At 69.8% G+C, this 22,839-nt stretch carries 22 protein-coding genes and 4 pseudogenes; 17 read left to right on the top strand and 9 right to left on the bottom strand.

Features of this window, described 5'->3' with window-relative positions; all coding sequences use genetic code 11:
* Positions 1-151: 151 nt before the first annotated feature.
* Positions 152-1,066, top strand: coding sequence for an aminoglycoside phosphotransferase family protein (locus OHB56_RS37925; RefSeq protein ID WP_406358401.1), 915 nt, complete (start codon positions 152-154; stop codon positions 1,064-1,066).
* A 102-nt stretch (positions 1,067-1,168) separates the two neighbouring features.
* Here the strand turns inward: OHB56_RS37925 and OHB56_RS37930 are convergent, their stop codons facing one another.
* A complete protein-coding gene (locus tag OHB56_RS37930) occupies positions 1,169-2,071 on the bottom strand; it encodes an aminoglycoside phosphotransferase family protein (protein WP_406358403.1) in 903 nt (300 codons plus the stop codon).
* A 179-nt stretch (positions 2,072-2,250) separates the two neighbouring features.
* Between OHB56_RS37930 and OHB56_RS37935 the strand changes: the two are divergent.
* From OHB56_RS37935 to OHB56_RS37945, 3 genes and pseudogenes are all read left to right on the top strand, one after another.
* Positions 2,251-2,529 (top strand): annotated as a pseudogene (locus tag OHB56_RS37935) (LysR family transcriptional regulator); the annotation flags it as partial.
* A 185-nt stretch (positions 2,530-2,714) separates the two neighbouring features.
* Entirely contained in the window at positions 2,715-3,542 is an 828-nt protein-coding gene (locus tag OHB56_RS37940) for a class I SAM-dependent methyltransferase (protein WP_406358404.1), read from the top strand.
* 397 nt (positions 3,543-3,939) lie between these two features.
* Positions 3,940-4,344, top strand: a pseudogene (locus OHB56_RS37945) (MFS transporter); the annotation flags it as partial.
* 141 nt (positions 4,345-4,485) lie between these two features.
* Here the strand turns inward: OHB56_RS37945 and OHB56_RS37950 are convergent.
* Together OHB56_RS37950 and OHB56_RS37955 are read right to left on the bottom strand one after the other, a co-directional pair.
* Entirely contained in the window at positions 4,486-4,692 is a 207-nt protein-coding gene (locus tag OHB56_RS37950; RefSeq protein ID WP_079034790.1) for a DUF397 domain-containing protein, read from the bottom strand.
* Complete coding sequence (locus OHB56_RS37955) at positions 4,689-5,540, bottom strand: helix-turn-helix domain-containing protein (protein ID WP_406359293.1); 852 nt, start codon at positions 5,538-5,540, stop codon at positions 4,689-4,691. The genes OHB56_RS37950 and OHB56_RS37955 overlap by 4 nt, the downstream gene beginning before the upstream one ends.
* 238 nt (positions 5,541-5,778) lie before the next feature.
* On the opposite strand from OHB56_RS37955, the gene OHB56_RS37960 reads away from it, so the two are divergent.
* The 5 genes and pseudogenes from OHB56_RS37960 (at position 5,779) to OHB56_RS37980 (ending at position 8,400) form a co-directional block, all read left to right on the top strand.
* Positions 5,779-6,222 (top strand): ATP-binding protein, encoded by a 444-nt coding sequence (locus tag OHB56_RS37960; RefSeq protein ID WP_360042545.1) that lies wholly within the window; start codon positions 5,779-5,781, stop codon positions 6,220-6,222.
* A 319-nt stretch (positions 6,223-6,541) separates the two neighbouring features.
* Positions 6,542-7,159 (top strand): annotated as a pseudogene (locus tag OHB56_RS37965) (ferredoxin-NADP reductase); the annotation flags it as partial.
* A gap of 399 nt (positions 7,160-7,558) precedes the next feature.
* Complete coding sequence (locus OHB56_RS37970) at positions 7,559-7,957, top strand: carboxymuconolactone decarboxylase family protein (protein ID WP_406358407.1); 399 nt, start codon at positions 7,559-7,561, stop codon at positions 7,955-7,957.
* Positions 7,958-8,004: 47 nt separating this feature from the next.
* Entirely contained in the window at positions 8,005-8,178 is a 174-nt protein-coding gene (locus OHB56_RS37975) for a hypothetical protein (RefSeq protein ID WP_406358408.1), read from the top strand.
* 36 nt (positions 8,179-8,214) lie between these two features.
* Entirely contained in the window at positions 8,215-8,400 is a 186-nt protein-coding gene (locus OHB56_RS37980) for a hypothetical protein (RefSeq protein ID WP_406358410.1), read from the top strand.
* 44 nt (positions 8,401-8,444) lie between these two features.
* On the opposite strand, the gene OHB56_RS37985 is transcribed toward OHB56_RS37980, so the two are convergent.
* Together OHB56_RS37985 and OHB56_RS37990 are read right to left on the bottom strand one after the other, a co-directional pair.
* Positions 8,445-10,508: a SpoIIE family protein phosphatase gene (locus OHB56_RS37985; RefSeq protein ID WP_406358412.1), complete on the bottom strand. Its 2,064-nt coding sequence runs from the start codon at positions 10,506-10,508 to the stop codon at positions 8,445-8,447.
* Between the two features lie 618 nt (positions 10,509-11,126).
* The gene (locus OHB56_RS37990) at positions 11,127-11,696 is read right to left on the bottom strand and encodes a DUF6328 family protein (RefSeq protein ID WP_326756231.1); all 570 of its coding nucleotides are present in this window, start codon (positions 11,694-11,696) and stop codon (positions 11,127-11,129) included.
* A 242-nt stretch (positions 11,697-11,938) separates the two neighbouring features.
* On the opposite strand from OHB56_RS37990, the gene OHB56_RS37995 reads away from it, so the two are divergent.
* Positions 11,939-12,178: a response regulator transcription factor gene (locus OHB56_RS37995; RefSeq protein WP_406358414.1), complete on the top strand. Its 240-nt coding sequence runs from the start codon at positions 11,939-11,941 to the stop codon at positions 12,176-12,178.
* A 497-nt stretch (positions 12,179-12,675) separates the two neighbouring features.
* Here OHB56_RS37995 and OHB56_RS38000 read toward each other — a convergent pair whose 3' ends face one another.
* The gene (locus OHB56_RS38000) at positions 12,676-13,698 is read right to left on the bottom strand and encodes a LacI family DNA-binding transcriptional regulator (RefSeq protein WP_406358416.1); all 1,023 of its coding nucleotides are present in this window, start codon (positions 13,696-13,698) and stop codon (positions 12,676-12,678) included.
* A gap of 138 nt (positions 13,699-13,836) precedes the next feature.
* On the opposite strand from OHB56_RS38000, the gene OHB56_RS38005 reads away from it, so the two are divergent.
* The 6 genes from OHB56_RS38005 to OHB56_RS38030 all read left to right on the top strand — a co-directional run bounded on the left by OHB56_RS38005 (position 13,837) and on the right by OHB56_RS38030 (position 20,217).
* Positions 13,837-15,141 (top strand): ABC transporter substrate-binding protein, encoded by a 1,305-nt coding sequence (locus OHB56_RS38005; RefSeq protein WP_406358418.1) that lies wholly within the window; start codon positions 13,837-13,839, stop codon positions 15,139-15,141.
* Positions 15,142-15,151: 10 nt separating this feature from the next.
* Complete coding sequence (locus OHB56_RS38010; RefSeq protein WP_406358420.1) at positions 15,152-16,108, top strand: carbohydrate ABC transporter permease; 957 nt, start codon at positions 15,152-15,154, stop codon at positions 16,106-16,108.
* On the top strand, positions 16,105-16,923 hold the full coding sequence (locus OHB56_RS38015) for a carbohydrate ABC transporter permease (RefSeq protein ID WP_326756235.1): 819 nt from the start codon (positions 16,105-16,107) through the stop codon (positions 16,921-16,923). Before OHB56_RS38010 ends, OHB56_RS38015 begins: the two co-directional genes overlap by 4 nt.
* Positions 16,920-19,301, top strand: a complete 2,382-nt coding sequence (locus OHB56_RS38020; RefSeq protein WP_406358422.1) for a glycoside hydrolase family 3 N-terminal domain-containing protein — start codon at positions 16,920-16,922, stop codon at positions 19,299-19,301. Before OHB56_RS38015 ends, OHB56_RS38020 begins: the two co-directional genes overlap by 4 nt.
* A gap of 146 nt (positions 19,302-19,447) precedes the next feature.
* Positions 19,448-19,870, top strand: coding sequence for a transposase family protein (locus OHB56_RS38025; RefSeq protein WP_406359294.1), 423 nt, complete (start codon positions 19,448-19,450; stop codon positions 19,868-19,870).
* Positions 19,871-19,929: 59 nt separating this feature from the next.
* A complete protein-coding gene (locus OHB56_RS38030; protein ID WP_406358424.1) occupies positions 19,930-20,217 on the top strand; it encodes a hypothetical protein in 288 nt (95 codons plus the stop codon).
* A 146-nt stretch (positions 20,218-20,363) separates the two neighbouring features.
* Here OHB56_RS38030 and OHB56_RS38035 read toward each other — a convergent pair whose 3' ends face one another.
* Positions 20,364-20,537 carry a hypothetical protein gene (locus OHB56_RS38035; protein WP_381168996.1) on the bottom strand — a complete coding sequence of 58 codons (174 nt, stop codon included), beginning with the start codon at positions 20,535-20,537 and terminating at the stop codon, positions 20,364-20,366.
* Positions 20,538-20,539: 2 nt separating this feature from the next.
* On the opposite strand from OHB56_RS38035, the pseudogene OHB56_RS38040 reads away from it, so the two are divergent.
* Positions 20,540-20,737: pseudogene (locus OHB56_RS38040) on the top strand (RNA-guided endonuclease TnpB family protein); the annotation flags it as partial.
* A gap of 17 nt (positions 20,738-20,754) precedes the next feature.
* Here the strand turns inward: OHB56_RS38040 and OHB56_RS38045 are convergent.
* Entirely contained in the window at positions 20,755-21,687 is a 933-nt protein-coding gene (locus OHB56_RS38045; protein ID WP_406358426.1) for a glutaminase, read from the bottom strand.
* Between the two features lie 115 nt (positions 21,688-21,802).
* Entirely contained in the window at positions 21,803-22,654 is an 852-nt protein-coding gene (locus tag OHB56_RS38050; RefSeq protein ID WP_406359295.1) for an IS5 family transposase, read from the bottom strand.
* Between the last annotated feature and the right edge of the window lie 185 nt (positions 22,655-22,839).

Here is a 22,839-nt window from a genome sequence, read left to right on the forward strand (position 1 = left end):
CGCCCCGCACCCGCAGGGTGGTTCGTCCGCTCTCGCCCTTCAGCCGCTGTTCTTCGTGGCGACGCCGAACGGGACAGGGCTCCGCCGGGTGAGGAACATCGGCCACAGCCGCTCCGCCACGGGACGGCCGGCGACACTATCGTTGCTTCGCATGTCCCACACCGAGATCGAGATCACCGCGGAGCTGGTCCGGGATCTGCTGCGCGACCAGCACCCCGACCTGGCCGATCACCTTCTGAGGTTCGGTGCGCGTGGCTGGGACAGCCAGATGTGGCGGCTCGGCGACGACCTCGCCGTCCGGTTGCCCTGGGCGACGCAGACCGCAGACGCGTTGCTGCGCAAGGAACACGCCTGGCTGCCCGCTCTCGCCCCGCACCTTCCGCTGCCGGTCCCCGTCCCGCAGCACCTGGGCGAGCCCTCCGAGCGGTTTCCGCGCCCCTGGATCGTCACCACTTGGGTGCCGGGCGAGCCTGCCGACCGCGCTCCCGCCACGCGCGCCGAGGAGGCGGCCGACGCCTTGGCCGTCTTCCTGACGGCTCTTCACCGTCCCGCCCCCGAGGGGGCACCTAGCGGTCGCGGCCGCGGAGGGCCGCTGGCGGACCATGCAGAGGGGTTCGCCGAGCAGCTCGCCTCGGCCACCGGGCTGGGACTGATTCCCGACCCGGACGCCGTCCACGCGGTCTGGGAAGACGCCGTTGCCGCGCCCGAATGGGCGGGCCCGGCACTGTGGCTCCACGGCGACCTGCATCCGGCCAACGTCCTCACCGCGGACGGCACCTTCTGCGGCGTGATCGACTTCGGCGACCTCTGCGCGGGTGATCCGGCCTGCGACCTCGCCGCCCCTTGGATCCTGCTGCCGGACGGCGCCGCCGACCGCTTCCACGGTGCCTACCAGCCGGCTGCGGACGCCGCGACCCTGCGCCGCGCCCGCGGCTGGGCGGTACTGCGTGCCCTCGGCGGCATCCTCATCGGAGACGCCGGCGTCCACGGCCGCCCCGGCGGCAAGCCCACCTGGGGCCCACCCGCCCACGCCTCACTGCGACGCCTCATCGCAACGGCCCGCTGAACGGCCGGGCCGAACAGGCCGTCGGAACCAGGCGTGCCCTCACCGCAGCTGACAGGCACAGTGGCAACGGCTGAGCGGATCCGGCCACAGCCACCGGGCGGATCAGCCGCCGGCCAGGGCCATAAGGAACTGCGTCTGCGCATCGTCCCGCCCTGCGCACATTTGGGGAGCCGCATTGAGGGCGGCCAGAGCCCGGCACCAATCCAGCACACGATGAGGAGACAGGCCAGGAACCAGCGCCGCCAGCTCCTCGATCCTCTGCTCCAGCATGGCTAGATCTGCAATACCCTCCAGCACCCAGTCCACAGCGTCGAAGTCCGGGTCACCCCACGTCGGCCTCGGATCGATTGCCACCATGCGGGCGCCCGGACCAGACAGCACGTTGGCCGGATGGAGATCACCATGCACGAGTCCCACGGGCCCACTGCCTGCAAGTTCCAGGGCCGCTGCCCGGGCCTGACCCAGTACCGTCGGGGCAAACAGGCCGTTCACGCGGGTCGCCGCCAACCTGCGATCGATCAAATCGAACAGGAAGTCGATCCGGTGTGAGAGAGGCTGTAGTACCGAGTGTTTCCCCGGCATGCGAGGCGAGGCCCGCAGGTCTCGCAGCAGGGCCGCGACCTCGGGCACATTCCAAGCGAGCTGCCGCACCGGCACTCCCGGTTCCACGCTCTCCAGCAGCATAGCCCCGACGGTGAGATCCACTGCCAGCAGAGTGACAACCGACGGCGTATCTGCCCAGGCCCTCAGGGCTTCGGCCTCCTCGCGGGCGATCAAGGGCTCCGGCGTGAGCTTCAGCCAGACCGAGACACCAGTGTCACGCTGCAAGCAGCGGAACACCCGCGAGGTGCCTCCGCCGCCCGCCGCGACAAGATCCAGATTCCAACGAGCAGCGAGTTCATGGACGAGAGTCGGCAACCCGTCACACCAACCGAGCACATCAGCGCCGAACCGAACGACGAGCCGATCCCGGACCTCCGGCGCGACGCGGGCCAACTCTCTCAACACGTCTCCCGCAGGTGGTCGATGCAGTTCCTGCGCATCCTATGAGCACGGTCTGTGTGCCCCCATCGCATTTCGCCATTACGCAGCGTGAAGAGGAATCGTTCCGAACTGCCCAATAAAGTGCTCAGGGTTGTCGACGCTTACCAATCTCGCCGCTTCTTACCCGTACCGTGTAAGAAGCCGAACTCACCATCGCCGGGCAGGCGTGTTCCTGCCCCACGCGCGCGAGCTGCTGCGCTTTGCCGAGCGCGTCCGCGTCCATGCGCACCGGCCGCCGTCCGTTGCGTGTCGACGTGATCACCTCGTGCAACGCGCAGTTGGGCCTGATGCGCGGCTTCCACCACGCGCACCCCGAGATCGAGCTCGACGCGCTGATGCTGTTCGACATCGAGACGGCCGTCGCCGCCCTCCGATCCGGTGCCGTCGCCGCGTTCTTCCGCGCCGGCGCAGCGCCCGGCCACGACGCCTCCGGGACCTGGACGCCGAGCTGGGTGATTCCGCACTGAACACCGCCGCGTCTGCGAACAACGTGGCCGGAGCGACGGACGGTGCCCCGGGGGCAGGCATGGCTGTCCGAGCTGCCGAGAGAGCTACCGTTAAACCAATGGCGTCCCCGTGGACGTGCCTCATAACTTGTGCGCTTGTGACTGATGACCCGAAGGTGCGCCCGAATCGCCATGACCTTGGGCGGGTGTTCAACGAGGTGCCGGAGCTCTACGACCGAGTCCGGCCGGGGTACCCTGACGAGCTGTTCGCGGACCTTGTCACCGTCACCGGCATGGACGAAGGGTCGTCGGTGCTGGAGGTGGGCTGCGGTACCGGTCAGGCGACGCGTTCGCTGGCAGCGCTCGGATGCTCAGTGACCGCCATCGAGCCGGGCAGGGAAATGGCCGCACTCGTCCGCCAACGGATCGCCACCTTCGGCAACGTCGAAGTCGAGACGTCGACGTTTGAGGAGTGGGACGACCGCGGTGGACGCTTCGATGTGCTCGTGGCTGCGTCGTCGTGGCACTGGGTCGACCCGTCGATCGGCTGGCAACGAGCGCACGACGTGCTCTGTCCCGGAGGTTGGATGGCACTGCTCGGCCACGTCGTTGTCCGCCGGCCGGGAGAGCTGGAGGTGTACGCCGAGACCGCCGACCTCCACGAGCGGTTCTGCCCCGGGAACCCCGGTTGGGGCCATCCGCCGCTGGAGGACGTCGTGCGCACCACCGACGAGGGTTGGGGACTGGTCGAAGGTTCCGGCGGATTGTTCGGCCCAACGATCGTGCGCTGGTACCCGACCGTTCAGTGGTTCAACGGGGACGGCTTTGCCGATCTCCTTCGCTCGACGTCGCTGTACCGGAGGCTCGACCGCGACGTCCGTGAGCCCTTGCTCGACGCGATCGCCGAGCGCATCCGCACGCGGATGGGCGACCGGGCTTCACGCCGTTACCTGAGCGTCCTCCGTGTCGGACAGCGCGTCGAGTGAGCCCAGTGGTTCAGCGGTAACGGACCCGCCGCACTTTCATGCCTGCCTGCCGAAGGCGCCGTGGGTTCCGGTGAAAGCACCTCAGTCACGCTGTACTCACGGCCGACGTGCCGGTAAGAACCGTGTCACCAACCGCAAACGGCGGTGATCTGGACGGGGTGCCAGGCAGCTCGAAGAAAACAGGTGGCACGCAGTCGTGCGCTCCGCCTACCTTCCGCCCGTGACTGGTGATCCGAAGCGCTTATCGAGTTGCCCACCCGCGACATCCACGGAACCGACCGTGCCGGCCTCCGACGAGCCGACAACGGTGGCCGATCGTCCACCGGCGCGACCCGGAACCACCGAGGGATTGTTCTCGGGGCGGTACGCGGCCGCCACCTCCAGTTTCGCCGCGGTGATGTTCCTGACGGGGCTTGCCGCGCTGGCCGTGGTCCCCACACTGCCGACGGCCGCACGAGACCTGGACGGGGTCTCGCTCTACCCGCTGGTGGCGGGATGCTTCGTAGCCGCGAGTCTGCTCGGTGGAGTGCTGGGCGGTCATTGGGCAGACCGCGCCGGGGCACAGCGTCCGCTGGCGGTCGGCATGGTGCTGGCGGTAGCCACCCTGTGGGTCTCGGGCGCCAGCACGTCGATCTGGCAGCTGGCAGCCGGGCGCTTCCTGGACGGGCTGGCGGGTGGGATGGTCGCGGTGTCGATCAACACCGTCATCGGCCGGGTCTACCCTGACCGCCTGCGCCCGCGCGTTCTGGCGTTGATGAGTGCCTGTTGGATCGTCCCGTCGCTCGTCGGTCCTCCGCTTTCTGTGCGATCTGGCGGGTGCAACAGCCTACGGACGACGACACCATCGACCTCTTCGCTCCCATTCCGGCCGTACGGACCGGCGATCTTGTGGGATGCGCGCGCGTGTCGGTAAAGGGGCAGTTGCTCGACCGGCATCAGCACGCTACGCGCTCGCGTGCGAGACGAACGCGGCCCACTCCTCGCGTCCGATCCGCAACGTGGGCCCGTCGGCCGGGGCCTTGGAGTCCCGTACGTACACCGAGACATGGGCCACGGCCACCTCCACGCAGTCACCGCCATCCGATCCGCTGTAGCTGCTCTTGAACCAGTGCAGTCTGTCCACGTTCTGGTTCACCCGCTCCATGCTCATGTCTCTCCCACCAGCCGTTCGATGAGCCGCGCAGACTCTTCGACGTTCAGTGCCTGCGATCGCAGCTTGCCATATCGCAACCCGAACGTACTGACCTCCGCCGGATCACTCACCGTGCACCCGACACCTTGCGACTCGAAGTACCCGAGGTGCTGATGCTCCTTCGTCTGCACAGTCACAAACGGACCGTTCTTACCAGGATGGAACCCTCGCCCCGAAGGCATCACCTGGACCTCAACGTTGCGCAACCTGCCTACCTCCAGCAGGCGTTCCCATTGGCCGCGCATGACCACCGCACCGCCCACAGGATCGCGCAGCGCCTCCTCCCCGATGATGAACGACAGCTCCGCCATCGGGTCGCGCGTCAGCAGCTTCTGGCGGCTGAGTCGTGCCTCCGTGTGCTGGTCCACGATCTCCTCACCGAACGGCGGGCAGTGACCGGCGAACACCGCTCGTGCGTACGCCTCCGTCTGCAACAGGCCCGGGACCAGTAGTGGATCGTACGAGAAGCGGCTCAGCACCTCCGCCTCGACGGCCGCGAAGTTGCGGAAGAACCGGGGGAGTTTGGCCCGGTCCACATCGGGCTGGAGCACCTCCAGAACACCACGCGCGTCCAGTACCCGTTCCGCGGCCTCGGTGAACGCCTCCTTCGCCGGGCGGCGTCCCTGCTCGACCGAGGCGACCTGTTCCAGCGAGTAACCGATCGCCTGCCCCAGCGCCTGCTGGTTCAAGTCCGCCCGTTTGCGCAGATGCCCCAGGAGCGTGCCGTAGGCCACCCAAACTCCCGGCAGGTCGCCGTCCTGCCGCGCCTTCGCACGTGCCCTGCCGCTGTTCCCGGTCTCCCGCACCTGCCTCACATCCCTTTCCGCCACCGGTTCCTCCCGAGCCCGCTCCGGTCCCGACTCCACCTGGACGGGGATACGTTCAACGGGAGGGCTGTTTGCCGGGACACGGCCGCCACTTGTCCAGCACCCGTACAAGGCCCGTACAGCCAGACCGTCACGCCGTGGGCGAGCTCCGTACCGCCTCGGCCGGTACGGCCGAAAGCCCTGGTCGGGCCGTGTTTCGGCAGCTCAGGATGGCGCCGTGAAGCCACAGGAAGACATCCGTGAACCAGGCACCTCGCACGGTGAGTTGTGCCTCCGGCTCAGCAGTACCCCGCGCGGTGCGCGGTTGGCGCGTGCCCTCGCCGTGCAGCAGCTCACCGAGTGGTGCGCCTGTCCTCACGACTCCGACCTCGCCCGTACGGTCGCTCTGGTCACGGCCGAACTCGCGTCCAACGCGGTCACCCATGGCGGCTTGCCCGGCCGCGACTTCCGGCTGACCGTGCGGCTCCTGGCGGAAACCGTCCGTATCGAGGTCACCGACACCCGCCCCGAACGCCTGCTGCCCGCCACCGCGCCCGGGCCCGTCGGCCCGGACGCCGTATCGGGGAGGGGCCTGGTCCTCGTCGACGCGTACGCGGCCCGCTGGGGGTGCAGCGTCCGGGACGCGTACACCAAGTGCGTGTGGGCGGAGGTGCGGCGGTAGGCGTCGGTCTGTGCTGCGTCGGTGCGTCGGTGCGTCGGTGCGTCGGTGCGTCGCGGTGTCGCGGTGTCGCGCGAGCCTGCCGACGGGCGTTCCGGATCATCCGCCGTCATGAGGGCACGACCTGGGCACGGCAGGCGGTCGCGGGCCATTCGTCTTCCGATTGCGGGCGGGGCGGCCCGGAGATCCCGGCCGCCCCGCCCGCGCACGTGACCCTGGACGTCAGCCCGCCCCTGGGAGGGACTTCAGCGCGGCTCGGGCCTCGTCGAGGATGCGCTCGATCAGTTCCTCGCACGAGGGCAGGTCCTCGATCAGCCCCGCCGCCCTGCTCGGGCGCTGCGGTCCGGAACACGCGGCGTACACCAGGCCCGAGCTGCTCGCCCTGAAGCACCTCCCCGGCGTGGACCTGCTCGTGGACGACCACGATGCGCGCATCGGGGCCACGATCGACGCCGCCGGGCCCGGGGACAGGGCGGGACTGCTGCGGGGCGTGGCACGTGGGGCCGTCGACTGGTCCCTCGCCCCCGGGACGGCAGGACGCCGGCGCCGCATCGTGTTCCGTTTCCTCTCCACTCCCGTCGAAGTCCGCGGAGACGAAAGCGTCCGGGCGGTGCGTGCCACCGGCGGCGCCGGTGAGCAGGAGATCCCGGCCGGCCTGGCGCTGCGGGCGGTCGGCCACCGCGGAGCGCCCCCGGCGGGACTGGCGTTCGACGAGGACACCGGGACCGTTCCGCACGAGCGCGGCCGGGTGCCGGGCAGGCCCGGGGCCTACGTCGTGGGCTGGATCAAACGCGGGCCTTCGGGAGGCATCGGAGCCAACCGCAGGTGCGCGGCCGAGACGGTCGGCACCCTGCTGGCCGACGCGGTCGCGGGCATACTGTCCACGCCGTCCGGCGGACCGAAGGCATTCCGCCGCCTCGCACGCCGCCGGCGCCGCTGACTCCCCACCCTCGACACCGTCGAATCGGCGTTCCCGTCATCGAGCCCGCGTTCCCAACCTCGAAGCGGGCCTCGACGCCGAAGCGGCGCAGACTTCGCCGGACCGCCCGGTGGAAGGCGGCGCGCCGGGCCGGATCGTGCCGCGTGCCTCCGGGACGGAGGTCGGAGACCACCGGCCGAGGGCGCCCTCGGCCCGCGCCCCGCGCCGCCGTGCCGCACTTTCCCCGCCGCTGCTCCTTTTCGGCACGGATTTCACCAACCCGCCGGGACGCGATGACGATGACACAGGGTGCCGGGAACACCTCCATTACGCTGCGTAGACGTACCGAATTGATCTCGTGCGGCGCCGCCGCTCCCGAGGGGCATCTCAGGCTCCCTCCGCCCACACGAAGGAGTTCCCATGGCGTCCGAACGTTTCCAGAAGGCACTGGAAAAGATGATGGAGTACCAGCCCAAGGACAACCCCGACATCGCGTCGCACACGAAGCTCATCGAGTACTACGAGGAACTCGCGCCCGACCTGCCGAGTCTGATCGTCGAATTCCCGTTCGGTGACATCTATTCCCGGCCGGCCCTGGACAAGAAGCAACAGGCCCTGGTCACCATCGCGGGACTGACGGCCTTCGGCACCGAGCCGCAGCTCGAACTGCACATCAACACAGCCTTCAACGTCGGTCTCACGAAGGACCAGGTCGTCGGGGCGATCATCCACCTGATTCCCTACGTCGGCTATCCGAAGTGCCTGAACGCCCTGACGCTCGTCAAAAAGGTGCTCGCCGAGCGCAACGACGTCGAATAGGACGCGCCGACAGCCGAGATCGGTCTCGCGTCACAAAGGAGATCGTCATGCATCTGGTGATCGGCCTCGGGTCGATCGGCGGAAACCTCGGCACCCACCTCGCCGAAAAGCGCCGCGAGGTCTACGGCTACGACCTCGACACCGCGCGTCGCCGAGTGGGCGCAGGAGTCGGGCTCGGCATTCTCCGGCTCCGACCTGGCCGGACATGTCTTCCGTTTTAGGGCGACCGGACGCGAGGAACTGCCGCAGGTGGAGCGGTGTACGCGTCCCCCCTCTTCCTCGGTGACCACGTCCTCGGCCCGGTCGGCACACCGGCGCTTCGCCCCCATGCCCTCGGCGAGGACGCCCTGGACGAGGCGTGGCCCCGCCCGGTGCTGGAGGGTACGACCCGTAGCCGAGGGTGGACGACGACATCCGGGCGGGCCGGTACCGCCGCCCGGTGAGGAGCGCGAGCGGGCTCGGGCGGGAGGCGGGGCGGGGACTCCGTTCACTCACCGGGGCTGAGGAGGAGCAGGGCGATGTCGTCGCCGGGGGTGGGGGCGCGGCGGATGAGGAGGTCGGCCATGGCGCCGAGGTCGGCGGGGTCGGCGTGTTCGACCAGCCCGGCGAGGGCCGCGGTGGCGTCGTCGATGTCGGTTCCGGGGGCTTCGACGAGCCCGTCGGTGTAGAGGGCGAGCACACAGCCCGGCGGCAGGGGGAATTCCAGGGTCGGGTAGCGGGTGTCCGTCTCGATACCGAGCAGGAGACCGGGTGAAACCGGGAGGAGTTGGGTGCGTCCGTCGGCATGGCGCAGCAGCGGCGGCGGGTGGCCGGCGGTGGCCAGGCACGCGCGGTGGGCGGCGAGGTCGAGATGGACGTAGAGGCAGCTGGTGAACAGGCCGGGGTCGAGGTCGGTCAGCAGGCGGTTGGTGCCGGCCAGGACGTCGGCGGGGGACGCGCCCACGGTGGCGTGGGCGTGGACGGCGGTGCGGACCTGCCCCATGAGGGCCGCGGCGTCCACGTTGTGTCCCTGTACGTCGCCGATGGCGGCACCGGCCGTGCGCTCGTCGAGACGGATGAGGTCGTAGAAGTCGCCGCCGATACCCAGGCCCCGGGTGGCCGGAAGATAGCGGGCGGCGACCTTCAGACCGGGGATGCGGGGGAGCGTGTGCGGCAGGAGGGCGGACTGCAGGCGGTGGACGAGGTGGTGTTTGGCGTCGTAGAGACGGGCGCGGTCCAGGGCCTGCCCGACCAGACCGGCCAGCGACGTGAGAACGGCGCGCTCGCCGGGCGGGAAGGCATGAGGCCGGCTGTAGGCGAGGAGGAGGGAGCCGATGGGGCGGCCGGACGCGATCAGCGGCAGAAAGGCCCAGGAGGCCATTCCGTCCTCGTGCACGGTGGACGGGTAGGCGTGCCGGAGTTCCGCGAAGGTCGCGAAGAAGTCCGGGACTCCGGTGGTGAGGACCTTGCTGCCGGGGATGTCCGAGCTCAGGGTGACGGCGTCGAAGCGGTCCACGATGTCGGCGCGGTAGCCGCGGTGGCCGCGGATCTTCAGGCGGCCGTTCTCGGCCGTCATCAGCACCATGGCCTGTGCGCCCAGAGCGGGCAGCAGCTGGTCGGCACTCTGCTCGACCACGTCCTGCACGCCGACGGCCTCGGTGAGGGTGGAGGCCAGATGCATCAGGTGGTACAGCAGAGTGGCGCGGCTGGGACCCGCGGCCGGCGCGGCCGGTGATGCGGGAGCGGTCTCGGACGGGTCGGCGCCGGTGATGCGGACGCTGATGCCGGAGCGGTCCGGGTACAGCTCGAAGGACAGCCACGTATCCGGGGGGCGCAGGACCGTGAACGCCTGCGGCCGGCGGCTGACCATCGCGGCCCGGTAGCGGTCCTCGACCTGCGGGACGTCCATCCACGGCAGCGCTTCCCAGGGCAGGGCACCCACCAGCTCGGCCTGATCGGCACCGACGAGCTCGGCGGCGGCCGGGGTGATGAAGGTGATGCGGCCGTCCGTGTCCAGTGCGCAGGACCCTCCGGGCAGGCGATCGACGAAAGCCGTGATCGCTGCCGCCTCGGCGGGGGAGAGGAGGCGTCCGGCCGGCGGGGGCAGGGTCCGCGGCCGGGCGGAGGGCAGGAGCGGATCACCGCGGTCCGCGGCCTGCCGCAGGAGGTTGCCCAGGTGACGGCAGCCCGTCTCGATGGCGTCACGCGCGCGCCGGCTCAACTGCGGTGGGTGGGCCCCGGGCCACAGCAGCACCAGCCCGCCCTGAAGGGCCGTCCCGGAAGCGACCGGGGCGGCTGCCAGCGCGAAGTCGTACGGCAGCACGAGCGCCGGCCGCGGGTAACGGCGCGCCATCTCCTCCTGACCGCCGATCCACACCAGGCGCCGCTCGCGCACGGCGTCCGCCACCGGCATCGGGTCGGACAACGCGATCCGCCGCCACGGGGCCACGAACTCATGCGGTGTCCCCGCCACGATGGCCAGCCACAAAGCGTCGTCGCCCGGTGGCAGCACATACAGCAGCCCTCCGAACGCACCGGTCTCCCGCACCACGGCGGCCATCGCGGCGTCCATCAACGGTCCACTCGAACCCGCGGCAGCGAAGAGGCCGGCACGGTTGCGCCCCGCCCGGCCGCGTCGAGCGGCAGCCGTCGGGAACCCCGTGCCCACCGGAAGTGAATCCCGGCCGCTCCACCACCGCTGTCCGCCCACGTCCCGCACTGCGGCCGGCCCGCCCGGGCCCGTCGCCGGGCCGGTGGCGCCGAGTGCGCCGGCTTCCGGTCGTCGACCACGGCGGCACAGGGGCATCCGCCGGTCCGCTCCGTGGAAGAAGGCTCACTTCTCTGCCGGACGACGGCCACGTCCCGCGGTGCGCCCTCGGTGATCCGCCGGCGGTGCTGCCGTGCCCGCCCCGTCGCGTGCGGGCGCGCTGGACGGCGGTAGCGGCTGCGGTGTCCGACCGGCTTCGGCAGGGCCGCACCACGCCGGCCACACCGAACATCACCCATACGGGGACACTACGCCCGACTCGCCGCGACGGCATATCGCCCTCCGCGAGACGCGAACGACGGCAAAGGGCGCCGACGCGTAGGCGTAAACGTGGACGAGTCCGCCGACGCGCGTCAGCGGACCGGCCCCCGCTGTCGGAGCGTTCCGGTCACGGGGGCTTGCTCGCCCCCCCGCCCGGGTGCGCTACGCGTCGTCGGTGCGGGAGCGCCGATCGGCGCGGCGTCGTAGGTACAGCGGCAGCACGTACCAGCAGAGGCCGAACCACAGCATGACCCCGCCGGCGAGCACCTCGGCGAGGACACCGGGAACCACCACACGGAGAATCAGCAGGAGCGTGCAGCCGATGGTCAGCGCGAGGAGGACCATGCCGCACATCATCAAGCGGCCGGCGGCCTCCACGAGCTCGTCCTTCATGCGCTGGCCGGACAGGAAGCGGTGGATGGAGACGGGGGCTATGAGTGATCCCGTGGCTGACGCGCCGAGCACCACGGTGATGACGTAGAGGACGCGGTCGAACGTCTCCAACTCCCTGAACAGCGGGGTGAAGGCCACACTGAGCAGGAATCCGAAAAGGATCTGCACGCCCGTCTGGGTGACCCGCGTCTCCTGCAGGATCTCGTTCCAGCGCCGATTGACCTGCTCACGCGCTGTTTCCGGTGCTTCGGCGCCGGGTTCCGGACTGCGGCTGTCGTGGCGCGCGCAGCAGGCGGTGTTCTCCCCCGCCGACTCGACCGGCTGCTCCGTCATGGTCATGGCATCCTCCGGCTCTCAGGAGATCGGTTGCCCCCTCCGGGCCCCTCCACGCAGGTTCCGGCCGTCTCAGGTGCCGGGACCGGAGTACTCGACCACGGCACAGCCGACACCGGGCTCACCCTTCCCACGCGGGCCGGACCGAGCCACGGGCTCATCGGGACGCCTTCACCGTCGACGAAGCCGTCGGACACCTGACGCGTGAGGCGGACTCGGGCGCCCTGGACCGCGCGGCCTGCGACCTGGTGCTCCGGGCAGCCGGCAGACGGCCCTCCCGGCCCCGTCGTCCGGCGGGGCTCACGGCGCGGGAGGTCGAGGTACTGCGCCTGGCCGCCCGGGGGATGACCAATCATCAAATAGGCGCGGAGCTGTCCATCTCGAGCCGCACCGTGGGCCATCACCTCGGGCACATCTACGACAGGACCGGGCGGCGAACCAGGGCCGGGGTGGCCGTCTTCGCCATGGAGCAGCAACTCCTGCCCTGAGCGCCGATCCGCAGGGCGGACGCCGCGGCTGTCGCCCGGGCGGAGGCGACGGCCCGTGCCCTTCGCGGACAGGAGCGCGTGTCCGGTGCGGGCTCCATGCGGCGGTCTTCGACACGTCGCATCCCCTGGACCGCGATTTCCCGGACCACGGCCGTCCCTCACGCGTGACCGTGCTGCGGCTGCCGCGGTCCGCCGTATCGCTGCCCGGTGACAGAACCGACCGGCTGGTGGCCGTCCGGCCGCCCACCCGGGCCGGTGCGGGCGTCGCCGCGATGCGCCGCCGTCGGCCACAATGCACCCGCACCGACTTCGCCGCCCCGCGACCACCGCACCGGACGATCGGCGAGATCGTCACCTTGTGGGGGTTCCGGCACCCCGCCGACTTCAGCCGTACCGTCCGGCGCGCCCACGGAGTGTCCCTCGGCGTTCCGGCGCACGGCCGAGTCGGCGCCCCGGCAGCTCCGCGCACGGGCGGCGAAGAATCCGCAGGCCGTGTCTCAGGCCCTCTGCAACCGAGCCGTGCTCTGTCGTACCACCAGGTGGGTCGCCAGTTCGATGCGCTGTGCCGCCGTGCCGGGGTCGTCCGGGCGGAGGAGCATGCGGGTGGCCTCCTCGGCCATGCGCCGCAGGGGCTGGTGGACCGTGGTGAGGGGCGGGCTCGACCACTGGGCCAGTGGTACGTCGTCGTAGCCCACCACCGACAGGTCCTCCGGTACGCGCAGGCCCCTGACCCTGGCCGCCTCCAGGACGCCGAGTGCCTGGAGGTCGCTGCCCGCGAAGATCGCCGTCGGCCGGCCGGGGCCGTTCAGCAGGTCCATGGTGTGTGCGAAGCCGCTCTGTACGTGGAAGTCGCCGAAGCGCATCAGACGCGGGTCGGTCTCCAGCCCCGCCATCGCCATGGCGGAGCGGTAGCCGTCGAGGCGGGCGAGCGAACAGAGCATGTCCTCGGGGCCGGTGATGATCGCGACCCGCTCGTGACCGAGGTCGGTGAGATGGCGGGTGGCGGCGAGGCCGCCGGCCCAGTTCGCGGAGCCGACCGAGGGGACGTCGGGGTCGGGGTCGCCCGCCGGGTCGATGACGACGAGGGGGATGGCCGCCGCTCTGAGCTGGCGTTTGATGTCCTCCGGGAGGGTGGAGAGGACCAGCACGACGCCGAGCGGCCTGCGTTGCAGCACGCCCGGGAGCCACTCCGGAGCGGGGGTGTGCCGGGTGCCGCTCTCGGTGAGCGCCACCGTCGCGCGGTTCTCCTTGGCGACGCTCTCCACGCCCCGGATCAGCTCCATCGCCCAGACGCTCTCCAGCTCGTGGAAGACGACTTCGATGAGCGGGGAGCGGGAGGCCGGCTGGGCGCGACGGCGGTAGCCGTGGACGTCCAGCAGCCGTTCCACCTTGGCTCGGGTCGTGCGAGAGACGTCCGATCGGCCGTTGAGGACCTTCGAAACTGTCGGCATCGAAACGCCGGCCTCTTTCGCCACCGTGGCCAGGGTGACTCTGCCGCTCGTCTCGTGGTCATCGTGCATAAACGCAGGGTACGACACCGTGCGTCGATAACGGTTTGAGTGAGTGCCGACTCGACCGTTGACCGAGACTCCCGTCTGACCTACTGTCCCACGGCATGGACTTTCGGTGATGAGGCCGAAACTTTCGAGAGGCGAACGATGAAGACACGTGCGCGCTTGCCCAGACTGGTCGCCGGTGGTGCGACGCTCACCCTGGCACTGACCCTTTCGGCCTGCGGTGACGGGGGCGGCGGGGCGTCGTCGGACGACGGCAAGATCCATGTCCTTGTCTACGGGGACGCCACCAACAAGGTCGAGAAGCAGCTCGTCGACACGTTCAACAAGACGTCCGACGTCAAGGTCGTCCTCGACACCATCCCCGGTGCGGACTACCAGAAGAAGCTTCAGACGATCATCAGCACCCCCCAGGCCCCGGACGTCTTCTTCAACTGGGGCGGCGGCAGCATCAAGCCGTTCGTCAAGGCCGATCTGCTGATGCCGCTGGACGACTTCATCAAGAAGGACCCGGGCCTGGAGGACAACTTCCTGCCGTCCGTCTTCAACAACGCCGTCGTCGACGGCAAGCCGTACGGCATCCCGATGCGCGGCACCCAGCCGGTCCTGCTCTTCCACAACAAGAAGGCCCTCGACAAGGCGGGCGTCAAGCCGCCGAAGACCTGGGACGAACTGCTCGACGCGGTCGGGAAGCTCAAGAACGCGGGCGTCACGCCGATCGCGCTCGGCGGCGGCGACGTCTGGCCGACGCAGATGTGGTTCCAGTACCTCTACGACCGCGTGGCCGGCCCCGGGCTGTTCGAGAAGGCCGTCGGGGGCGACAAGAGCGCCTGGGAGAGCGCGGACAGCAAGAAGGCCCTGGGCATGATCAGGGAGCTCGTCGACGCCGGCGCCTTCGGCAAGAACTACGACTCCGTCAAGTACACCAACGGCGGCTCGGTCCAGCTGGTGTCCTCGGGCAAGGCCGGCTTCGAGCTGATGGGCTCCTGGTACTACTCCCAGCAGCTGACGGACCACAAGGCGTTCGCCGAGAAGGACCTCGGCTACACCGCCTTCCCGACCATCGAGGGCGGCAAGGGCGACCCGGCCGACGTCGCCGGCAACACCAACAACTACTACTCGGTGATGAAGAAGACCGAGCACCCCGAGGCCGTCGCCGAGTTCCTGAAGCTCATGTACTCCGACGACTTCGTCAAGGCGCAGCTGGACATCGGCAACCTGCCGACCACGACCAACACCGACAAGTTCATCGACACCTCGGGCACCCCCGAGTACTCGCGCTTCCAGTACGACCTGGTCGCCGGTGCCCCGTCGTTCCAGCTGTCCTGGGACCAGGCGTACCCGCAGAAGGCCAGCTCGGACATGCACAAGGCCATCCAGCAGTTCTTCAACGGACAGCTCGACGCGGACGGCTTCATCAAGGCCATGCAGGCCCTCCCGACCGAGTGACGAACGGCTCATGACCACTCAGACCAAGAGCGCTCCGCCCGCCGCCGGACCCCGCAAGGGGCCCCGGCGGCGGCCGCCCGCCTCGTCCGCAACGACGGTGGGCCGCCCCGGCTTCGCCTGGGCGCTGCCCGCCGCAGTGTTCTTCGCCCTCTTCGCGATCGTCCCGCTGATCATGGTGGCGGTGCTGTCCTTCATGAGCTGGGACGGGATCGGCTCGCCCCAATTCGTCGGCACGGACAACTGGTCGCGCCTGATGGACGACCCGGTGATGCTCGAGAGCATCTGGCTGACCCTGCTCCTGACCGTGCTCGGCGTGGTCATCCAGACGCCGCTGAGCATCGTGCTCGGCGTCTGGGCCGCCGGCCACCAGCGCAACCGGGCCGTGCTGTCCGTCATCTACTTCATCCCGCTGCTGCTGTCCGCGACGGCCGTCTCCGTGCTGTGGCGGGCGCTGCTCGACCCGAACTTCGGCATCCCGGCCGACGCCACCTGGCTGTTCGGCGACGGCAACCTGTTCGGTGAACAGGCCACCGCCATCGGGGTGCTGGCCTTCGTCAGCACCTGGCAGTTCACCCCGTTCCACACACTGATCTATCAGGGCGCCGCCCGGGCCGTCCCGCAGGTGCTCTACCAGGCGGCCGAGATCGACGGGGCGGGCCGCTACCGGCAGTTCTTCCACATCACCCTGCCGCAGCTGCGCAACTCGATGATCACCTCGATGATCCTGATGATCGTCGGCGGTCTGACCACCTTCGAGACGGTCCTCATCCTGACCCAGGGCGGCCCCGGCACCGACACCACCATCAGCGCCTACTACATGTACGACAAGGCGTTCAAGGGCTTCGACTTCGGCGCCGGCTCCGCCATCGCCCTGGCCCTGGTCGTCGCGGCCACCATCATCTCGCTGATCGTCGTGCGGGTCTCCGGCTACGACAAGATGCGCAGCACCATGGAGGGTGTGTCATGAGGCGCCGTCCCCACTACCTGGCCGGCGCCGGCTCGCTCTTCTGGCTCTTCCTGGTAGGCCTGCCGCTGTACGTGATGCTCGCCGCGACCGTGCGCACCCGCCAGGACTACGCCGAGAACGGCCCGGTCTCGATCCCGGACAGCTTCACCCTGGACAACTACACCGGCGCCTTCGACTCGGGCTTCGGCCAGTACTTCTTCAACACGCTCGTCGTCACCGGCTGCGTGATCGGCATCGTGCTGCTGCTGGTCCCGCCGCTCGCCTACGCGATCGTACGCAGCCGCGGCCGGACCACGTCGGCGATCTTCCGGCTGTTCCTGCTCGGCCTCGCCATCCCCGCCCAGGCCGTCATCGTGCCGATGTTCTACCTGATCAGCGAAGCCGGGCTGTACGACAACCTGCTGGGCGTCATCCTGCCCACGGCCGCGTTCTGCCTGCCGATGTCGGCGCTCATCCTCAGCGGCGCGATGCGCGACATCTCCCCGGAGCTGTACGAGGCCATGGCCATGGACGGCGCCTCCCCGCGGCGCATGTTCTTCCAGCTCGTACTGCCGCTGTCGAGGGGCGGACTGTCCACGATCGTGGTCTTCTCCGCGCTCCAGGCGTGGAACGGCTTCCTGTTCCCGCTCGTCCTGACCCAGTCCGACTCCGCCAAGGTGGTCACCCTGGGTCTGTACAACTTCCAGACCGAACACGGCATCGACATCCCCGGCCTGCTGGGAGCCGTGGTGCTGTCCATGGTGCCCATCCTGCTCGTCTACCTGTTCGCCCGTCGCGCCCTGGTCCAGGGTCTGATGGGCGTCGGAGGAAAGTGACTGCCGACGTGGCCGTAGAGACCACCCCCGAAATCCCCCTCTGGAACGACCCCGACCGCCCCGTCGCCGCCAGAGTCGACGCGCTGATCGGCGCGATGACCCTGGACGAGAAGATCGCCCAGCTGTACGGCGTGTGGGTCGGCGCGTCCGCCAACGGCGGCGAAGTGGCCCCGCACCAGCACGACATGGAGGAGGCCGTCGACCTCGACGCGCTTCTGCCCGCCGGACTGGGCCAGTTGACCCGCCCCTTCGGTACCGCACCCGTCGACCCGGCGCTCGGCGCGCTCTCCCTGCTGCGCACCCAGTCCCGTATCACCTCGGCCAACCGCTTCGGCATTCCCGCCGTCGCGCACGAGGAGTGCCTGGCCGGCTTCGCCGCCTGGGGCGCCACCGCCTACCCCGTCCCGTTGTCCTGGGGCGCCACCTTCGACCCGGACGTGGTGCGCCGGATGGCCACCGCCATCGGCCGCGACATGCGGTCCGTCGGCATCCACCAAGGTCTGGCCCCGGTCCTCGACGTGGTGCGCGACGCCCGCTGGGGCCGGGTGGAGGAGACCATCGGCGAGGACCCCTACCTCGTCGGCACCATCGGCACCGCGTACGTCCAGGGCCTGGAGTCCGCCGGGATCGTCGCCACCCTCAAGCACTTCGTCGGCTACTCGGCCTCCCGCGCCGGACGCAACCTCGCCCCTTCGCCCATGGGCGCCCGTGAACGGGCCGACGTCCTGCTGCCGCCGTTCGAGATGGCCATACGCGAGGGCGGCGCCCGCTCCGTGATGCACTCCTACACGGACACCGACGGCGTCCCCGCCGCGGCCGACGAGAACCTGCTGACCGGACTGCTCCGTGACACCTGGGGCTTCGACGGCACCGTCGTCGCCGACTACTTCGGCATCGCCTTCCTCAAGACCCTGCACGGCGTCGCGGGCGACTGGGCGGAGGCCGCGGGCGCCGCACTGAAAGCTGGCGTCGACATCGAACTGCCCACCGTCAAGACGTTCGGCGCACCGCTCGCCGAGGCCGTCGCCGACGGCCGGGTACCGGAGCCGGTCATCGACCGCGCGCTGCGCCGCGTCCTCGGCCAGAAGGCGATGCTCGGCCTGCTCGACCAGGACTGGAGCCCGGTCCCGCCCGCGCTCGAGGGCGTCGCCCTGGACGACCCCGAGGCGCTGCGCGGCAGGATCGACCTGGACCGGCCCGAGAACCGGGAACTGGCCCGCGAGATCGCCGAGAAGGCGGTCGTCCTGCTCACCAACGACGGCACCCTGCCGCTCGCCCGGCCCCGCCGCATCGCCCTGGTCGGCCCCAACGCGACCGAGGCCACTGCCGTACTGGGCTGCTACTCCTTCCCCCAGCACGTGGGCGTGCAGCACCCGGACGTCCCGGTCGGGATCGACCTGCCCACCCTGCGGGACACCCTGGCGGCCGAGTTCCCCGGCGCGGACATCACCGTCGCCCGCGGCACCGGCGTCGACGACGGAGACCTGTCCGGCACCGGCGAAGCGGTCGACGCGGCCAGGGAGGCGGACCTCGTCATCGCCGTACTCGGCGACCGCGCGGGTCTGTTCGGCCGCGGTACCAGCGGCGAGGGTTGCGACGCGGAGTCCCTCGCCCTGCCCGGCGCCCAGCAGCACCTGCTGGACGCGCTGCTCGACTCCGGCACACCGGTGGTGACCGTCCTGCTCGCCGGACGGCCGTACGCGCTCGGCCGTGCCGTCGCCGAGTCCGCGGCGATCGTGCAGTCCTTCTTCCCCGGAGTCGCCGGCACCCGGGCGATCGCCGGGGTGCTCAGCGGCCGCACCAACCCCTCCGGACGGCTCCCGGTCAGCGTGCCGCGCGGCCCGGGGTCCCAGCCGACCACCTACCTCGGTGCACGGCTCGCCCAGGTCAGCGAGGTGTCCAACATCGACCCGACGCCGGCGTTCGGCTTCGGCCACGGCCTGACGTACACGGCGTTCGCCTGGAGCGACCTCACCGTGGACGTGCGTGAGGCCCCGACGGACGGCGAGTTCACCCTCGCCCTCACCGTCCGCAACACCGGCGAACGGTCCGGCACCGAGGTCGTCCAGCTCTACCTGCACGACCCGGTCGCCTCGGTCGTCCAGCCGGTGCAGCGCCTCGTCGGCTACACCCAGGTCCTGCTGGAGCCGGGCGAGGCCCGCCGCGTCCGCGTCACGGTCCCGGCCGACGTGGCCTCCTTCACCGGCCGCGACGGCCGCCGAGTCGTCGAACCCGGGGACCTGGAACTCCGCCTCGCCGCGTCGAGCACCGACCCCCGCCTGACGGCGACGGTCACCCTGACCGGCCCGGAACGCCAGGTCGACCACACCCGCCGCTTCCACGCGGCCTTCACACAGGACCCGGCGGCACAGGTCTGATCCGGACCGCACGAGACGGCCCTCGTCCAGTCCCCCTGTCCGGGGGCCGTCTCGTGCTGAGCCCGCTTCCGTCACTTCGGGCATTCGATGGGATCGCCGAGGTGGACGCAGAGGCGGTTGCGGCCGCGTTCGGCACGGTCGAGGCGGTGGCGAGAGGCCGCACGGCTGGGGCTGCATGTCCGGACTGCGGTCGCTTCTCGGACCAAGTTCACGACCGTTACCAGCGCAGGCTGAAGGATCTTCCTCTCGCTGGGCAGGGCCTGGTGATCCGGCTGGCGGTCCGGCGCTTCATCTGCGGGTCGGCGGACCGCCATCGCCAAGCGACAGCTCTACGGCCGAGCCGGATTCGAACTGCTCCGCAAGATGATCCTGCTCCAGTAACACTCCGAGACGCCCCAAGACCTGCGCGAGAGCCGAGAAGTAGGAACAGTTGCTGCGATAGGGATCCATGCAGGTGCCCAGCCGTGGAAGGATGGCCTCATGTTGATCCGAAAGGGCGATGCCGCGTAGGCGTCCCAAAGCCGTCCGTGCGGAGCAGTGGCGGCCACGATGGCAGTGTCCGGTCCTGAGGGTCCATGGCGTCTCCGCGCGGACCCGTGCAGCGATCCGCCGGGTCGAAGACCAGGAGATGTGGCCCAACGCGGTCGCTCATGCGCTCTCTCGTTTCGAGTGGGCTTTTGAGCAGCCTGGACGTTACCTGAACGCCTCCGAGGTCTATTCGCCCGGGTTAGAGGTAGAAGATGCCCGTGATGACCTGGAGTGGGCGATGCTGCACCTTCCTCCCGGAGCCAAACGGGACTTGGGCCGACTGATCGCGCGCATCGATGAGGAATTCGAGCGCCGTACCCTGCCGGAGCCCAACAACATCGAGTGGACAATGGCGGGCTGGTGGTGGACCAGAATGCGTGAACGCTGACGGGCCCCGGGCTCGTGACTCTTCCCTGCAATCGAACGACACCGTCACCCTCCGCGACGACTCCCCAAGATCTGTGCCAGAACCCGGTTCTCGTGAACAAAGCCAGTCTCGGATCGGGAAGAACGGGCCAAAGAGGAGGGCGGGGGTCAGATAGTGAGCTGTTGTGGGTCTCCCGGGACGGGCCCGGGCACCAGGTATGTGAAGTACTCGGTCTGGATGATCTTTCGGCGGGCTTCTTCGGGGAGGCGGGCGAGGATTCCGGGCAGGGGGCGCTCGCGGGCGACCTCGCCCTGATGCGCGAGGATCGCGCGCCACTTCACGTCTCCATGTCCGTACCTGGACATGCCGGTGGGGCATCACCCACGACCGCGACGTGAACGCCGCGAAGAAACTTCTGGCCACCGGACTGGCAGTAGCAGCCTGTGGAGACGGTGCGAGACCTCAACGGAGCACTCCGGGCGGGCAGTCGTCGATGAAGCAGGAACCCCGGCGGGCGACCGCCGGAATCCCCCGCCCTTAGACCATGTAGGACACGGTCTAAAACACTGATAGTCCGGTGAGGGTCGTGAAGCGGTCCAGGGCCGCCACTCCCGTCACCGAGTTGCCTCGCTCGTCCAGGCCGGGTCCCCATACGCAGAGCGTGCAGTGGCCGGGGACGACGGCGATGATGCCACCGCCGACGCCGCTCTTGCCGGGCAGGCCCACGCGGTAGGCGAAGTCGCCCGCGGCATCGTACGTTCCGCAGGTGAGCATGATCGCATTGACCTGTTTGGCCTGACTCTGGGTCAGCAGACGGGTGCCGTCGGCGCGGATGCCGTGCCGGGCGAGGAAGCCGGTGGCCAGGGCGAGGTCGGCGCAGGAGGCCTCGATGGAGCACTGGCGGAAGTACTGGTCGAGGAGGACCGGGACCGGGTTCCCGATGTTCCCGTACGACGCCATGAAGTGGCCGAGCGCGGCGTTGCGGTCGCCGTGGGCGGACTCGGAGGCGGCGACGCCTTTGTCGATGGCGAGCTCCGCGTTGCCGCTCTCCGCGCGCAGGAACTCCAGCAGGGTGCCTGCCGCGTCGCCGGTCTGGGTGTGGAGGCGGTCGGTGACGACGAGTGCGCCGGCGTTGATGAACGGATTGCGCGGGATGCCGTTCTCGTACTCCAACTGCACCAGCGAGTTGAAGGGGTTGCCGGAGGGCTCGCGGCTGACGTGCTCCCACAGTGTGTCGCCCTCGCAGGCCAGGTCGAGGGCGAGGGTGAAGACCTTGGAGATGGACTGTGTGGAGAACGGCTGCCGCCAGTCCCCGACTCCGTGCACCGTGCCGTCCAGCTCCGCGACGGCCATGCCGAACCGGTGCGGGTCGCATGCCGCGAGCGCCGGGATGTAGTCGGCGGGCCGACCACGCCCGGGCATGCTCTCGATCTCGGCGGCGATGCGGTGCAGAAGCGGCTGGAAGGTGTGGGACGAGGCCATGGTCGCCATTGTGCCGTCGGACCCTCCGGGGTGTGCCATGGGGTGGAGCTGGGCTGGGCGGGGGCGGGTGGTTCGTGGCTGGTCGCAGTGTGCGAATCAGCCTTAGAGGGCATCTGATCAATGTTCACGCGGATGTGAGTGGGATGTCCGTTTCGATTCGCCACGTTGGTGCGGATTCTCCGGTCAGTTCGCGGGACATTTTGTTAGCCATCGCCCAGTGGATCATCGTCTGGGATCGCTGCGGCAGGGCTTCGTAGTCCCGTGCCAGGCGGCGGTGCTGCGTCAGCCAGCCGAAGGTCCGCTCGATCACCCACCGCTTCGGTAACGGCTCGAACCCTTTCGCCCGTGGCCGCTGTACCACCTCGACATCGATGCCCAGCCGGGCGCCGTGGTTGAAGATGCTGTTCTGGTAACCGCCGTCGGCCCAGACCTTGGTGACGCCGGGGTGTGCCGCAGCCAGCTCGTCGAGCAGCAGCTTGCCGCCGGTGGTGTCGTGCGCATTCGCGGCGGTGACCAGGACAGCGAGCACCAGGCCGAGCGTGTCGGTGATCAGGTGCCGCTTGCGTCCTTTGATCTTCTTGCCGGCGTCGATGCCCTGGCTGGTCTCGGCGACGTTTGCCGAGGTCTTCACGCTCTGCGCGTCGACCACGGCCGCGGTGGGCTCCGCGCTGCGGCCGTGAGCCCGCCGGGTCTTGTCGCGTAACAGGTCGTGGACCTGCCGGGTGGTGCCGTCGGCTTCCCACTTCGCGTAGTAGTCGTAGACGGTCTTGTACGGCGGGAAGTCGTGCGGCAGGTACTCCCACGGGATGCCGGTGCGGTTGACGTACAGGATCGCGTTGACGATCTCCCGCAGATCGTGCACCCGGGCTGCCGTGCCCGGCCCGGTCCGTCTCGCCCGCCAGGCCGTGAAGACCGGCTCGATCAGAGCCCAGCGGGCATCGGACACATCACTGCGGTACGGACGACGAGTACTCACACACCGTGCAACGACCGCCAACGCCACCAGTCACAAAACCATCCCAGAACACCAACTACCTAGATCAGATGCCCTCTTAGGCCTCGACATCACCCGTTCGGCGGTGCGCCGCGGGCGATCGGCAGCCGTAGGGTCCTGAGCGCCGACCGGCATCCCTGCTCAAGGTGTCCGGTTCTCGCCCGTAC

Source organism: Streptomyces sp. NBC_01635 (genome assembly GCF_045209715.1).
GTDB classification, from domain to species: domain Bacteria; phylum Actinomycetota; class Actinomycetes; order Streptomycetales; family Streptomycetaceae; genus Streptomyces; species Streptomyces hirsutus.